Origin of the sequence: Rhizobium metallidurans (assembly GCF_014196505.1) — a bacterium.
GTDB classification, from domain to species: Bacteria; Pseudomonadota; Alphaproteobacteria; order Rhizobiales; family Rhizobiaceae; genus Rhizobium; species Rhizobium metallidurans.
On record NZ_JACIDW010000011.1, the window covers coordinates 41,354 to 54,987 of the forward strand.

Sequence of the window (13,634 nt, forward strand, 5' to 3'; positions counted from 1 at the left end):
ATTGGCAGCCCCTGCCGTCTCGGCTACATCCATAGCCATGCACTGGATCATCCGATCGCCAGAAAAGGCAGACCTGGAAGAGCTCGCGGATATCTATCTCGCGGTGCGTCGCGATACCTTCACCTGGGTCGATCCGCAGGCTTTCCGCCACGAGGATTTCGCGGCGCACACGCAGGGCGAACTGCTGTGGCTCGCCGAAATGCCGGACGGCGAGATATCGGGCTTCATGACGCTATGGTCGCCCGACGACTTCATCCACATGCTCTATATCAGGAAACAGTATCGCGGCATCGGCGTCGGCCAGTCTCTTCTAAGGGCGCTGCCCTATTGGCCCGACAAGACCTACCGGCTGAAATGTCTCGACCGCAACGAGCGTGCCAAGGCCTTTTATCGCGCCCATGGCTTCGTGGTGACCGGCAAGGGGGCATCGCGTGAAGGCGAATACGAAGAGATGACCTTCTTTCCCGAGCGCTGAGACTGTCACTGCATCTGCGGCTTGCGCAGGAAGCTGTTGCGATCGGCGGAGTGCACGCGCAGCCACGCCTCGCGGCCATCCCTCAGGATGCGCATGGGGATCTCTGCGCCGGCCGGGCCGCTGCTCCAGATCTTGCGGTAGAAGTCGGCCAGCCCGTCGACCTCTCCGTCGCGGATTTCCGAGATGACGTCGCCGCGTTTGAGCCCGGCCTGATCCGCCGGGCTGCCCTCGGCGACGCTCATCACGATCACGTCGCCGTTGCTTTCGGCCGAGAACGCGCCGAGCCAGGGGCGTGCCGGCTTGTTGACCTGGCCGCGCGTCGTCAGGTCGTCGAGAATGGGTGTCAGCAGGTTGATCGGGACGATCATGTTGATATCGGCCACATCACCGCCCTGGCTCATCTGCAATCGCAGCGAACCGATCCCGATCAGCTTGCCCTCGCCATCGACAAGCGCCGCCCCGCCCCAGGAGGGGTGCGCGGGCGTGGTGAAGATCGCTTCGTCAAGCAGATATTCCCAGTAGCCGGCGAATTCCTGCTTGGCGACGATCCTGGCATCGACGAACTCGCCGGTCCCGTCGATCAGCATCACGGCCTGCCCAAGCTCGGCCGCCGTCGCGTCCCCGAATTCCAGCGCCGGCAGGTTGAGGGGGCCGAGCGCCTGCAAGAGGCCGAAGCCGGTCTCCTGGTCATAGCCGAGCGGATCGGCCGCCACGACCCGCCCGTCATGGGCGGTGAGCCACACTTCCTCGGCCTCGGTGATCAGATAGCCGATCGTCAGCACCAGACCGCTGTCCTTGATGACCACGCCGTTGCCCTCGCGCCGCGTACCCAGCGTATCAGCCGTGAAGGCGTCATCGGGTATGGTGCTGCGGACGGCGACGACCGATTTCAGGATCTGATCTGTGTTCATGGTTTCATCCTCATGAAGCGACGCGCTGAGGCAGTGAAACTGCTTTTCCAAAGACGGCCGCAACGGGTTCTATTGGACATAGCTATGAAGACAGGTGGCGCGGTGCAAGGCCTTGGCAAGCCGAAATCACCGGGCGCATTATGTCAGGCAATGCTGAAAAACTTGAAGTGTTAGCGTGACGGCAGCTGTCCGGCGATGTCTTCGGAGCGCGCCTTGTGACGGTCGGCTTCGCCCTGCCAGCGAACGGCCTCCTTGGCCTCGTTGCGCGCCCGCTTGCGATGCTTGCCCTGGTTCACCCAGGTAACCGCCGAGCCCGCGAACATGCCGATGATGAGCGCGATGAACAGGAAGACGAAGAAGGGCGCCGATAGCGACAGCACCTGGTCCTCGGGCCGGAACGGATTGAACGCCAACGTCACGCTCTGCCGGTTGGCGACGCAAAAAATGATCAGGATGATGCCGAGCGGCAGCAAAATCAGGAGGTTGATAATCTTCTTCGCCATCGCAGGCCTCCACATGCTTGCGCACGCTCGTAAAAAGCGGCGCGTTGTTTCAGCCACAGGATAGAAAAGCTGTCGTGAAGTTCAAGTGCGGTTTCGTCGCGGGCGTGTGAGGCGGGCGGCGATCAATCGTCCTGGTCGGCCTGTCCGGGGTTCAGCCGCTCGCGCAGCTCCTTGCCGGTCTTGAAGAACGGAACCCACTTCTCCTCGACGAACACGGTATCGCCGGTACGCGGGTTGCGGCCCGAGCGCGAGGGACGGTTCTTGACCGAAAAGGCGCCGAAACCGCGCAGCTCGACGCGGTTGCCCGCCGCCAGCGCATCGGTGATCTCGTCGAGAACCGCGTTCACGATATTTTCCACATCGCGATGGTAAAGATGCGGGTTGCGAGCCGCAACTATCTGCACCAGCTCGGACTTGATCACGGTGGCCCCCTTAAATTATTGATTTCTTATCAATCATTGCCAACCTGCCAAACTGAAACGAGCCCGTCAAGAAGCAACTTCTGCGGCAGAATTCCCGTGAGGTCCTGGCTTCTGGCGAGATCGCCGTATCCGAGAAGCGTCAGGATCTGCGAGGCCGCGCCTGCGAGCAGGAACGGCGTGGTGCTCTTCTTGTTCCAATCGATCTCGGGCAGGTCCTTGCTGACGTTCTTGGTGGCCAGATACGCCCGGATTTCGTCGTCGCCGCCGAGCTGGTCGACAAGCTTTGCCTTGAACGCCTGGCGTCCGGTGAAGATGCTGCCGTCGGCCAGTTTCAGCACGTCCTCGCGTGGAAGCTTGCGGCGATCGGCGACCAGATCGACGAACCATGCGTAGCTATCGACGACCATGTTGTTGATCATCGCCTTGGCGTCGTCGCTCGCCGCATTGAAGGGCGAGGGTTCCGCCTTCAGCGGCGAGGACTTGATCGACTCCATCGAGACGCCGAGCTTGTCGAGCAGAGGCTTGACCTGCGGATACTGGAAGATCACCCCGATCGAGCCGGTGATCGAGCTGTCGCCGGCGATGATCGTATCGCCGGCGGTGGCGATCATGTAGCCGGCCGATGCCGCGAGCGTGCGGATGTCGGAGACCACGGGCTTCTTGGCCGCGATCGCGCGGATCGCCTTGAAGATCCGCTCGCCGCCATAGGTCGTCCCGCCGGGCGAGGAAATGGAAACGACGAGCGCCTTCACCGCATCGTCGTCCTTGATCTTGTCCAGACGCTCGAGCAGTTCCTTGTCGTCGGTGATCAGGCCGGAGATCGTCACCCGCGCAACATGCGGGCGCCGGTTGGCGTTGTCGGCGAACAGGAAGCCGTAAAGGGCGAGCGCGAGCCCGAGCAGCAGCAGCACGGCCACCACCCGCCAGAAGCCGACCTTGCGGCGTAGTCTGCGGCGATCCGCGATCATGGAACTGTCCATCTATTCCTCCGGTCGGCAAGTCTCACACAACTCTTTTGACGTAGAGTGCAATAGATATGCGGAAACGCTGTGTCGATTGGTTTTGCGGTTTTCTTGCTTGTTGCAGAAAAAAATCCATATTGGCAAGTCAGTGTAATAATGCGAAACGAACTGTGATCGGGCGAAAGCGCTCCCTATATGCGCCGTCCTATCATCGACACGGACCGAATGAATGCTCAACACCTTGGATAATGGCGGGCAGGCTGCCTATGCCAAGCCTGCGCAAAGCGCCTATGGCGCGGCGCGGTTTCACTCCCAGCGCGTCCGCCGGCTGAAGGTTCTGCTGCCTGTCGCCGCCGTGATCGTCTCGCTCGCCTTCATCGGCGTCTCGGTGATCCGCACCTATCTGCCCGAGAACATCAAGATCGAGGGCGCCAAGATCGAGAACGGCAAGGTCGTGATGCTGAAACCGGCGATCGCCGGTCGCAACGCCGCCGGCATCAACTATTCGATGCTCGCCGAACGGGCGCTGCAGGACATCAAGAATCCGAACCTGATCTCGCTCGAAACCGTCAAGGCCGTGGTTCCGGTCAAGGACGATCTGGTCGCCCGCGTCGAGGCGACAACCGCCGATTATGACCGCGCGACCGACAACCTCAATATCACCTCGCCCTTCGTCATCAACATGAGTGACGGCCTGACCGCCAAGTTCCAGACGGCGCAGGTCGATGTCAAAGGCGGAAAGCTCATCACCAGCGACCCCGTCGACATCAAAAAAGATGGCGCTTCTGTTGTTGCGCGCTCGCTCAAGATGACAGATAAGGGACGGACGATCACGTTCGAGGGGAGCGTTCGAATGAACGTGAATCCCACCGTTATTCGCAAACAGGGCACTTAACACCCGGGTCACCATGGCAAAAGATTGTCGCATTTCTACCCGCAAGGCGGGCGCAGTATTCACGAACGGTGCGCTTGCACTCCTGCTGTTGGCCGGAGCCGCGATGGCGCAGGCGACAACCAGCCAGATGAGCGGGCTGCAGCTCAACAAGGATCAGCCGATCCAGATCGAAAGCGACAAGCTCGAGATCAAGGATCAGGAACGCATCGCCGATTTCACCGGCAACGTGAAGGTCGTCCAGGGGACGACCACGTTGCAGGCCGGTCAAATGCGGGTGTTCTACAAGGCGAAGGATGCCGCCACCGATGGTAGCGCGCCGGCCACCAAGGCCGCCGAAAGCGCGACACCGGCATCCGGCCTCTCGTCGAGCAGCGCCGACATCGACCGCATCCTCGTCTCGAACAAGGTGTTCCTCACCTCCGGCACGCAGACCGCGACCGCCGACAACGGTTCGTTCGACATGGCAAAGCAGCTCTTCGTCCTGAAGGGCGACAAGGTCGTTCTGACGGATGGCGGAAACGTCTTCACAGGATGCCAGCTGACGGTGCAGATGGCGACGGGTCAGGCACAACTGGAAAGCTGCGGGGGCCGCGTCCAGATTCAGCTCGATCCGCAATCCCAGAAAAAGAACTGACCCCGGCCAGCACGTGAAATTATTCTCGCTATCGAATATGTTCGGCAAGACCGGGCAACAGGCCGCCGCAGATGGCGGTGCCGTTGACAAGAGCCGCTATCAGGGCACCCTGATCGCGCGCGGTCTGACGAAGACATACAGCACCCGGCGCGTCGTCAACGGCGTTTCGCTGGTCGTGCGTCGTGGCGAGGCCGTGGGCCTTCTCGGCCCGAACGGTGCCGGCAAGACGACCTGTTTCTACATGATCACCGGTCTGGTCCCCGTCGACGAGGGCACGATCGAGATCGACGGCAACGACGTCACGTCGATGCCGATGTATCGCCGCTCGCGCCTCGGCGTCGGATATCTGCCGCAGGAAGCCTCGATCTTTCGCGGGCTGACGGTCGAGGAAAACATCCGCGCCGTCCTCGAGGTGCATGTGAAGGACAGGGCGCAGCGCGAGAAGAAGCTCGACGAACTTCTCGACGAGTTTCACATCCGCAAGCTGCGCAAGAGCGCCGCCGTATCCCTGTCCGGCGGTGAGCGCCGGCGCCTGGAAATCGCCCGCGCGCTGGCCACCGACCCGACATTCATGCTGCTCGACGAGCCTTTCGCCGGTGTCGATCCGATCTCGGTGTCGGACATCCAGAACCTCGTCCACCATCTGACGGCGCGCGGCATCGGTGTCTTGATTACCGACCACAATGTCCGCGAGACGCTCGGCCTGATCGATCGTGCCTATATTATCCATGCCGGCGAAGTGCTGACGCATGGTCGGGCGAACGATATTGTCAACAATGCGGAAGTCCGCAGGCTTTATCTCGGCGACAACTTCAGCCTCTGATAGCTCACCCATGTAATCGCGGGGCCTTCGCAGCGGAAATTCACCTTCCCGCATAGTTCCGCTTGACCAAATAGCATAAAAAAGCAATTTTTGGGCCAACTTGGATATCAGTGGTCTTGGCCCCGTTATAGGACACTGTTTCCCGGAGGAACCGAGCGGGAGTTTTGCGTCCATCATGGCACTTTCGGCCAATTTATACCTGCGCCAAAGCCAATCGCTGGTGATGACACCACAGCTGATGCAATCCATCCAGCTGCTTCAGATGACGCACTTCGAACTCACCCAGTTCATCGCCCAGGAAGTCGAAAAGAATCCACTGCTCGAGTTTCCGTCAAATGACGCCGAAACGGGCAGTGATCGCGCCGGCGATGACGACGATGGCCATTCCCGGCAGGCCGAAGAACAAAGCTTCGACGAAGAATACGACAGCCGCTCCGAAGTCATGTCGGGTGACTGGTCCGATCGCGCCGATGGCGCCGGCGCCGTCAGGATGAGCGACGAACTCGACGCCAACTACGCCAACGTCTTTCCCGACGACGGCGTGCCGCAGCGGCCCGACGCGCCCGAACTGATCAGCCAGTGGAAATCGATGCCGGGCGGCGGCGAGGGGGCGGATGGCTACGACCTCGACGATTTCGTCGCCGGCCAGGTCTCGCTGCGCGACCATCTTGCCCAGCAGATGCCTTTCGTCCTGCCCGATATGGGCGACCAGCTTATCGGCCAGTATCTCGCCGACCAGCTGGACGAGGCAGGTTATCTCCATGCCGATCTGAATGAAGCGGCCGAACGGCTCGGCGCCGGCATGGCCGATGTCGAGCGGGTTTTGGCCACGCTGCAGACGCTCGATCCGCCCGGCGTTTTCGCGCGCAATCTATCGGAATGCCTGGCGATCCAGCTTCGCCAGAAGGACCGCCTCGATCCGGCCATGCAGGCTTTCGTCGGCAATCTCGAATTGCTGGCCCGTCGTGACTTCGCGACGCTGAAGCGGCTCTGCGGCGTCGACGAAGAGGACCTCCTCGACATGCTGAGCGAGATCCGCCAGCTGAACCCCAAGCCGGGCAGCGGCTTCGAGACGGCGGTGTCCGAAGCGATCATGCCCGACGTCGTCGTGCGGCCGAGCTCCGATGGCAGCTGGCTGGTGGAACTGAACCCGGATACGCTGCCGCGTGTCCTCGTGAACCAGGCCTATTTCGCCAAGGTCACCAAGAACGGCGACGACCACGCTTTCCTGTCGGAGTGCCTGCAGACGGCCAACTGGCTGACGCGCAGCCTCGATCAGCGCGCCAAGACGATCATGAAGGTGGCGACCGAAATCGTCCGCCAGCAGGATGCCTTCCTGCTCCACGGCGTCGATCACCTGCGCCCGCTCAACCTGAAGACGGTGGCCGAGGCGATCAAGATGCATGAATCGACCGTCAGCCGCGTGACGTCGAACAAGTACATGCTGACGCCGCGCGGCCTGTTCGAGCTCAAATATTTCTTCACGGTGTCGATCAGCGCGGTCGAAGGCGGCGACAGCCATTCGGCCGAGGCCGTGCGTCACAGGATCCGCGCGCTGATCGCGCAGGAGAGCCCCGACGCCGTACTCTCAGATGATGATATCGTAGACATCCTAAAGGGGAGTGGGGTGGAGCTTGCTCGCCGGACGGTGGCGAAGTATCGTGAAGCCATGAATATCGCTTCCTCCGTCCAGCGCCGGCGGGAAAAGCGAGCGCTCGCGAAGGTCGCGGGCTTCTGAAGAGTTCGGTCTGTTCCGGCCGACGCGTCCCGCCCCCGCGAGAAAACAGGGCCCGTGTTGACTTTTTGGTAACTTCTGGCTAGAAGCCGCGCCAAATTGACGCTGTGACTGGCGTTAGAGGTTATCCCCATCAATCCAAAGGGCGCCCACAGCCGAGAACTTCGGCCGATCTTGCTTGAGATTGCGCGAAGTGCTTGGATGAGAGTCAGGCTTGGCGTAAACTGGTACTCGCAAACCACATAAGAAGGGAAACTCCATGAGTGTGCGTGTATCCGGTAAACATATGGAAATTGGTGACTCGTTCCGTCAGCGGATAGAGGACCAAATTGCCGTGGCCGTCACGAAATACTTCGACGGAGGGTATTCTGGTCAAGTGATCGTACAAAAGGCCAACGCCCGTTTCGCCGCCGATTGCAAGGTTCATCTCGACAGTGGCGTGATTTTGCACGCGGCTGGCGAGGCAATGGACCCTCAATTGGCATTCGACGCCGCTTCCGAGCGTATCGAGAAGCGACTTCGCCGTTACAAGCGCAAGCTCAAGGATCACCATGCCGGGAATCATCTGAATGGTTTTGCCGAAGTCGCCTACACCGTCATGGATGGCATGCCGGATCATGACGACGAGATCGCCGATGATTTCGCACCGGCGATCGTTGCCGAAAGCACCAAGCAGATGAAGACCATGTCCGTCGCGACCGCCGTGATGGCGCTCGACATGACGGACGAGCCCCTGCTGCTCTTCCGCAGCCCGGGTAACGAACAGTTGAACATCGTTTACCGTCGGCACGACGGCAACATTGGCTGGATAGACGCAGCCAACATCAAAAGCTGAGGCAACGGAGCGGAGCGGCGGGCATCTGCCGCTCCCCCGGCTTGGCACAAAAGGAAAAAGAAATGGCTTTGGCAGATTTGCTGCAGCAGAATGCGATCATTCCCGCTCTCAGGGTCAACTCCAAGAAACAGCTCCTGCAGGAATTGTCGGCCAAGGCGTCGAAAGTCACCGGGCTGTCCGAGCGCGAGATCTTTGACGTCGTCCTGCAGCGCGAGCGGCTTGGTTCCACCGGTGTCGGCAATGGTATCGCCATTCCGCACGGCAAGCTGGCAAGCGTCAATTCCATCGTCGGCATCTTCGCGCGTCTCGAACAGCCGGTCGATTTCGAAGCGCTGGACGATCAGCCGGTCGATCTGGTCTTCCTGCTTCTGGCGCCGGAAGGCGCCGGCGCCGATCATCTGAAGGCGCTCTCGCGCATCGCCCGCGTGCTGCGCGACCACGATCTCGTGGCCAAGCTGCGCGCCACCGACAGCGCCTCGGCGATCTATGCCTTCCTCAACGAGGAACAGACCTCCAACGCGGCCTGATCATCTCCGATTCAAATGAAGAGAGGCGCCGGATCGCTCCGGCGCCTCTCTTTGTTTTGGCTCAGTCGATCGGCTCAGAACTCTTCCCAATTGTCCTGCGCGACGGCCGCCGATCCGTGCGACTGCGCGACGGCGCGGCGCGGAGCGGGGGTGGCTGCCTGGCGGTAGCTCGGCTGCGACGACGGACGGTAGCTTGGTGCCGGCGTCGGTGCCCGCATCTGCTGGGCCGTGGAGCGCAGGGATGACGCGTGGTTGCCGTTGCCGACGCGGAAGCGGGCGACCAGCTGCTGCAGCGTCTGTGCCTCCTCGTTCAGCGTCACGCTGGCCGCGGTCGTCTCCTCGACCATGGCGGCGTTCTGCTGCGTCACCTGGTCCATCTGGTTCATCGCCTGGCTGACTTCCTTGAGGCCGATCGCCTGCTCGCTGGCCGATGCCGAGATTTCCCGGATCAGACCGTTGATGCGCATCACCTGCTCGGAGATGTTGTGCAGCGTATCGCCGGCGCGGCCGACGAGATCGACGCCCTCCTTGACCTGGACGGCCGAGGTGTTGATCAGCGTCTTGATCTCCTTGGCGGCGTTCGCCGAACGCTGGGCCAGTTCGCGAACTTCCTGGGCAACGACGGCGAAGCCCTTGCCGGCTTCACCGGCACGCGCGGCCTCGACGCCCGCGTTGAGCGCCAGCAGGTTGGTCTGGAACGCGATCTCGTCGATGACGCCGATGATGCGCGAGACCTCGGTGGAGGACTGCTCGATGCCGTGCATCGAGGCGATCGCCTTGCGCACGACATCGCCGGAGCGCTCCGCATCCTCGCAGGCATGGTTGACGTTGTCGGCGGCCGTACGGGCATTGTCGGCGCTGGAATTGACCTGCGCGGTCAGCTCGTTCAGAGCCGCTGCCGTCTCTTCCAGGCTTGCCGCCTGCTGCTCGGTGCGCTTGGCGAGATCCGAGGCGCTGCCGCTGATTTCGCTGGTGCCGGAACCGATGTTGACGACGCTGAGGTTCATCGTCGTGATGGTCTCTTCGAGCGCGGCCAAGGCGGCGTTGAAGTCCTGCTTCAGCTTGTTGTACTCGCCCGGGAAGTCGTCGGTAATGCGGTGGCCGAGATTGCCCTGCGACAGCTCCGAAAGACCGGCGCCGACGATCGAGACGATCTGGCGCTGCAGCGAAACCGACTGCTGGCGCTCGCTTTCCGAACGACCACGCTCGTCTTCCGCTTCCTGGCGCTGGGTCCTGGCCTCGGCTTCGAGACGGCGGCTGTCGGCCAGCGCGTGGCGGAAGCCTTCGAGCGCCTTGGCGACCGAACCCGTCTCGTCCGAACGTTCCTGGCCGGTAACCGGCTGGTCATAGCGGCCCTCGCTCAGCATCCTGACGCCGGCGACGAGGCCACCGAGCGGCTTCTGCACGAAGGTGCGGACGGCGAAGTAGAGCGCCAGCATGACAGCGGCCAGAACGATGATGCCTGCCACGATCATCATGAAGGTCTGGTCCTGCACCGGCCCGGCGACCGCGCTGTGCGGCACATCGACGAGGATGACCCAGTTCGTGTTCACGTCGGGCAGCGCGAAGGGATAGACCACGCGGTCGAACAGCTCGCCGCCATCGACCGAGAGATCCTTGACGATGGAGGGTGTAAGGGTCGCAAGACCGCTCTTCACGGCATCGGTACCCTCACCCTCGTAGGGCTTCATTGCCAGATCCTTGGCTGGCGGGACGATCCAGTTGCCGCCCTGCGAGAGCAGGGTCACGCGGCCGGTGCCGAACGGCTTCAATCCGCCGAGCTTGTCGGACAGAGCCTTGAGCGAGATATCGACGCCGCTGACGCCGATCATCTTGCCACCAGACATGACCGGGTAGGCGATGGAGGTCATCGCGGTGTTCTCGCCGGTGGTGGCTTCAGCGTAAGGCGAGGAGATCGCGCCCTTCTTGCTTGCGGCGGCCAGGCTATACCATTCGGCCTTGTAGTCCGACCCGAAGACGGAGAAGGTGAAGCCGCCATCCTTCTTCTTGGTCCAGTAGGCATTGAAAGCGCCCGTCTTGTCCGAGCCGAGATCCGTGCGGCCGGCGAACGACGGCGACTGGCCGTCGAATGCGTTCGGCTCTTCGCCGAACCAGCTGCCGAAGGCGAACTGGTTGCGCTCGACATTGGCCTTCAGCATATCGACGATCGCCTTGCGGTCGAGATACTTGCCTTCCTGGCCTCGGCCGATCACGCCGGCCATGGAGCGCGCCGCGCCGGCGAGTTCGCCGACCGAGGAAGCAACTTCGTTGGCGATTGCCTTTGCCTCGAGATTGGCCTGATCCATGGTCAGCGTGTCCACGCGATCACGTGTCTGGTTGATGAGGAAGAAATTGGAGATCAACAGAACCAGCGCGATCGCGCTGCCGGTGATCACAATGAGTTTGGCCGCAAGCGATTTCATGCGAAAGATGAACATGGATTCCTCGGGGAGATCAAGGATGGGCCGGGCAAGGCATCCGCCGGCACAAGAAGCAAGGGCGGGCTTCATCATGGAGCCGCCGTGGCGAGTGCCGTATCCCCTGGAGAAGGGAGCCGGCGATCACGCGGAAGATCGCCGGAAACCTGTTAAATTTGAGTGAAATGCGATGAATTTTCGCCCCATCGCAAGCAAACGCGGCGCCGATGTCGCCGGTTGATAATGCTTATAGTTTGTTTGCGACGTCATCCCGCGAAGGGATGGATGGCTGGGCACCCGGCTTGAGGCATGCGAGCGAGCCGGCAACGGCCGCGCGGCGAAGCGCGGGCTCGAAATCGAGCCCTTCGTCGAGGCTGGCGGCGAAGTATCCGCAGAAGGTATCGCCCGCGCCGACCGTATCCACCGGCTCGATCTTCAGCCCCTTCGCACGCGATATCGCGCCGTCCCGGATCGCCACCACGCCATCGCCGCCAAGCGTGACGATCAGCGTCTGTCCTGTCTCGGCATTGAGGCGCCTCAATGCGGCCTCGCGATCCTCGGCACTCATGTTTTCCTGCCCGGCCAGAAGCTCGAACTCGGTTTCGTTGGCAATGACGATATCGGCGAGGCGCCCGAGACGCCCGGCATCCGCAATGAGCGGCGCGAGATTGAGGATCGTCGTCACCCCCTTGGCGCGGGCGGCGACAAGCGCGCGTTCGACCGACGCCGGCGGAATTTCGAACTGCAGCATCAGCACGTCGCCTTTGCTCATCGCGCCGACGGCCTGTTCCGCATCCCGCGGCGTGACCGTGCCGTTCGCGCCCGGCACGACGGCGATCATGTTTTCGCCATCGCCACCCACGAGGATGATCGCGGTTCCCGTCGGCTGGTCCGCGCGCTTGACGGACTGGAGATCGGTACCGGCCTCCTTGAGGAGGGCAAGCGCTTCGTCGGAGAAGCCGTCATGGCCGACCGCGCCCGCCATGGTCACGCTGCGTCCGGCGCGACGCGCGGCCAGCGCCTGGTTGGCGCCCTTGCCGCCCGCCGCCGTCGAAAAGCCGTTGCCGGCCACCGTCTCGCCCGGCTTCGGAAGCCGTTGCGTCGTGGCGATGAGGTCCATGTTGATGGAGCCGAAAACGGTGATCATGCTGCGGGTGTCCCTTCCAGTTCTCTGTCGGGCGCGACACTGCCGAAGGCGTCACTCGTCGTCAACCACCCTCAGCTTGAGAAGTCCCGTCCTGCTCTCGACGGATTTCGACGCGGGCGCTTCCTCGTCCGCCGCGCGGCCCGCCTCCGCGCCTTCGAATTCCAGCGCCTCGATCTTGGCGCCGCGTCTGGTCAGCTTGTCGGCGGAGGTGACGATCATGTCGACATCCTTCTGCGCCATGGCGAAATGCCCTTGCAGCTTGCGAACGCGATCGTCGAGGCGGCCGAGATCGTCCATAAGATTGGCGACCTCGCCCTGGATGACATGCGCCTGCGCCTGCATCCGCTGATCCTTCAACACCGCCTGGATGACCTGGATAGACAACATCAGCAGCGAGGGCGAAACGATGACCACGCGGGCGCGATGCGCCTTCTGCACGATCGTCTCGAAATTCTCGTGAATTTCCGCGAAGATCGATTCCGACGGCACGAACAGGAACGCGGTATCCTGGGTTTCGCCCTGGATCAGATATTTCTCCGCGATATCGCGGATATGGATATCCATGTCCCGGCGAAACTGCTGCGACGCGGCCTTGGCAAGCTCCGGCCCGCCGGCTTCGCGAATGGCGTTCCATGCCTCGAGCGGGAATTTGGCATCGATCACCAGCGGCGGCGCGCCATTGGGCATGCGAATGGTGCAATCCGGGCGCGAGCCGTTGCCGAGCGTCTGCTGGAAGGCATAGGCGCCGATCGGCAGGCCGTCGGCTACGATCGTCTCCATGCGCGACTGGCCGAAGGCGCCGCGCGTCTGCTTGTTGGACAGGATCGCCTGCAGCCCGACGACATCCTTGGCGAGCGTCTGGATGTTGTTCTGCGCCGCATCGATCACCGCCAGCCGCTCCTGCAGCTTCCGGAGGTTTTCATGCGTGGACTTGGTCTGCTCCGTTATGGTCGAGCTGACGCGCTGCGACATGCCGTCCAGACGCTGGCTGATCGCCTGGTTGAGTTCCGACTGCCGGGAACCGAACACCTCCGCCATCGCGGCCATCCGCCCCTGCATTTCCGATTGGATCCGCAACAGCTCCCTCATCCGCTCATCCGCTTCGGCGGCGCGCTCCAGCGCCTCTTCCGCCTGTTCGCGCCGCAGCTGGCCGCCACGAACGAGAAGGATGATCATCAGCACGATCAGTGCCGCAAGGGCCGCGCCGGCAAGGGCGAGCGACATGGGGCTGAAGCCTGAAAGGGTGGCGGAGAGCGAGTCGGTGCTGGTTGTCATGCGCGCACCATAGCAAATTCGCACGGCCTTTCCAGATCAAAACGTGAACATGATTGATCGGCCCACCTTTGCG

The 13,634-nt window shown here is 62.3% G+C and carries 14 protein-coding genes; 7 read left to right on the forward strand and 7 right to left on the reverse strand.

Annotated features, from left to right (window positions below; translation table 11 throughout):
- Positions 1-37: 37 nt before the first annotated feature.
- Positions 38-475 (forward strand): GNAT family N-acetyltransferase, encoded by a 438-nt coding sequence (locus GGQ67_RS16305; protein ID WP_183901193.1) that lies wholly within the window; start codon positions 38-40, stop codon positions 473-475.
- A gap of 5 nt (positions 476-480) precedes the next feature.
- On the opposite strand, the gene GGQ67_RS16310 is transcribed toward GGQ67_RS16305, so the two are convergent.
- The 4 genes from GGQ67_RS16310 to sppA all read right to left on the reverse strand — a co-directional run bounded on the left by GGQ67_RS16310 (position 481) and on the right by sppA (position 3,291).
- Positions 481-1,386, reverse strand: coding sequence for a S1C family serine protease (locus GGQ67_RS16310; RefSeq protein WP_183901194.1), 906 nt, complete (start codon positions 1,384-1,386; stop codon positions 481-483).
- Between the two features lie 170 nt (positions 1,387-1,556).
- On the reverse strand, positions 1,557-1,889 hold the full coding sequence (locus GGQ67_RS16315; RefSeq protein ID WP_183901195.1) for a LapA family protein: 333 nt from the start codon (positions 1,887-1,889) through the stop codon (positions 1,557-1,559).
- 122 nt (positions 1,890-2,011) lie between these two features.
- Positions 2,012-2,311, reverse strand: a complete 300-nt coding sequence (locus tag GGQ67_RS16320) for an integration host factor subunit beta (protein WP_018898213.1) — start codon at positions 2,309-2,311, stop codon at positions 2,012-2,014.
- Between the two features lie 29 nt (positions 2,312-2,340).
- The gene (gene sppA / locus GGQ67_RS16325) at positions 2,341-3,291 is read right to left on the reverse strand and encodes a signal peptide peptidase SppA (RefSeq protein ID WP_183901196.1); all 951 of its coding nucleotides are present in this window, start codon (positions 3,289-3,291) and stop codon (positions 2,341-2,343) included.
- A 211-nt stretch (positions 3,292-3,502) separates the two neighbouring features.
- On the opposite strand from sppA, the gene lptC reads away from it, so the two are divergent.
- From lptC to ptsN, 6 genes are all read left to right on the forward strand, one after another.
- The gene (gene lptC / locus GGQ67_RS16330) at positions 3,503-4,168 is read left to right on the forward strand and encodes an LPS export ABC transporter periplasmic protein LptC (protein WP_183901197.1); all 666 of its coding nucleotides are present in this window, start codon (positions 3,503-3,505) and stop codon (positions 4,166-4,168) included.
- 13 nt (positions 4,169-4,181) lie between these two features.
- Positions 4,182-4,802: an LptA/OstA family protein gene (locus tag GGQ67_RS16335; RefSeq protein ID WP_183901198.1), complete on the forward strand. Its 621-nt coding sequence runs from the start codon at positions 4,182-4,184 to the stop codon at positions 4,800-4,802.
- 37 nt (positions 4,803-4,839) lie between these two features.
- Entirely contained in the window at positions 4,840-5,625 is a 786-nt protein-coding gene (lptB, locus tag GGQ67_RS16340; RefSeq protein ID WP_183901199.1) for an LPS export ABC transporter ATP-binding protein, read from the forward strand.
- A gap of 175 nt (positions 5,626-5,800) precedes the next feature.
- Complete coding sequence (rpoN, locus tag GGQ67_RS16345) at positions 5,801-7,363, forward strand: RNA polymerase factor sigma-54 (protein ID WP_183901200.1); 1,563 nt, start codon at positions 5,801-5,803, stop codon at positions 7,361-7,363.
- A 256-nt stretch (positions 7,364-7,619) separates the two neighbouring features.
- Complete coding sequence (gene hpf, locus GGQ67_RS16350) at positions 7,620-8,195, forward strand: ribosome hibernation-promoting factor, HPF/YfiA family (RefSeq protein WP_026282950.1); 576 nt, start codon at positions 7,620-7,622, stop codon at positions 8,193-8,195.
- 62 nt (positions 8,196-8,257) lie between these two features.
- Entirely contained in the window at positions 8,258-8,722 is a 465-nt protein-coding gene (ptsN, locus tag GGQ67_RS16355) for a PTS IIA-like nitrogen regulatory protein PtsN (protein WP_183901201.1), read from the forward strand.
- Between the two features lie 74 nt (positions 8,723-8,796).
- Here ptsN and GGQ67_RS16360 read toward each other — a convergent pair whose 3' ends face one another.
- The 3 genes from GGQ67_RS16360 to GGQ67_RS16370 form a co-directional block, all read right to left on the reverse strand.
- Entirely contained in the window at positions 8,797-11,160 is a 2,364-nt protein-coding gene (locus tag GGQ67_RS16360) for a methyl-accepting chemotaxis protein (protein ID WP_183901202.1), read from the reverse strand.
- A gap of 226 nt (positions 11,161-11,386) precedes the next feature.
- On the reverse strand, positions 11,387-12,286 hold the full coding sequence (locus tag GGQ67_RS16365) for a ribokinase (RefSeq protein WP_183901203.1): 900 nt from the start codon (positions 12,284-12,286) through the stop codon (positions 11,387-11,389).
- Positions 12,287-12,337: 51 nt separating this feature from the next.
- Complete coding sequence (locus GGQ67_RS16370; protein WP_183901204.1) at positions 12,338-13,561, reverse strand: DNA recombination protein RmuC; 1,224 nt, start codon at positions 13,559-13,561, stop codon at positions 12,338-12,340.
- Between the last annotated feature and the right edge of the window lie 73 nt (positions 13,562-13,634).

Excerpts from the sequence above, each read along its gene's own strand:
- GGQ67_RS16360 (WP_183901202.1), bottom strand. The coding sequence starts at position 11,160 with ATGTTCATCTTTCGCATGAAATCGCTTGCGGCCAAACTCATTGTGATC.
- rpoN (WP_183901200.1), top strand. The coding sequence starts at position 5,801 with ATGGCACTTTCGGCCAATTTATACCTGCGCCAAAGCCAATCGCTGGTG.
- GGQ67_RS16335 (WP_183901198.1), top strand. The coding sequence starts at position 4,182 with ATGGCAAAAGATTGTCGCATTTCTACCCGCAAGGCGGGCGCAGTATTC.
- lptB (WP_183901199.1), top strand. The coding sequence starts at position 4,840 with ATGTTCGGCAAGACCGGGCAACAGGCCGCCGCAGATGGCGGTGCCGTT.
- hpf (WP_026282950.1), top strand. The coding sequence starts at position 7,620 with ATGAGTGTGCGTGTATCCGGTAAACATATGGAAATTGGTGACTCGTTC.
- GGQ67_RS16370 (WP_183901204.1), bottom strand. The coding sequence starts at position 13,561 with ATGACAACCAGCACCGACTCGCTCTCCGCCACCCTTTCAGGCTTCAGC.
- GGQ67_RS16305 (WP_183901193.1), top strand. The coding sequence starts at position 38 with ATGCACTGGATCATCCGATCGCCAGAAAAGGCAGACCTGGAAGAGCTC.
- lptC (WP_183901197.1), top strand. The coding sequence starts at position 3,503 with ATGCTCAACACCTTGGATAATGGCGGGCAGGCTGCCTATGCCAAGCCT.
- GGQ67_RS16310 (WP_183901194.1), bottom strand. The coding sequence starts at position 1,386 with ATGAACACAGATCAGATCCTGAAATCGGTCGTCGCCGTCCGCAGCACC.
- sppA (WP_183901196.1), bottom strand. The coding sequence starts at position 3,291 with ATGGACAGTTCCATGATCGCGGATCGCCGCAGACTACGCCGCAAGGTC.
- GGQ67_RS16315 (WP_183901195.1), bottom strand. The coding sequence starts at position 1,889 with ATGGCGAAGAAGATTATCAACCTCCTGATTTTGCTGCCGCTCGGCATC.
- GGQ67_RS16365 (WP_183901203.1), bottom strand. The coding sequence starts at position 12,286 with ATGATCACCGTTTTCGGCTCCATCAACATGGACCTCATCGCCACGACG.
- ptsN (WP_183901201.1), top strand. The coding sequence starts at position 8,258 with ATGGCTTTGGCAGATTTGCTGCAGCAGAATGCGATCATTCCCGCTCTC.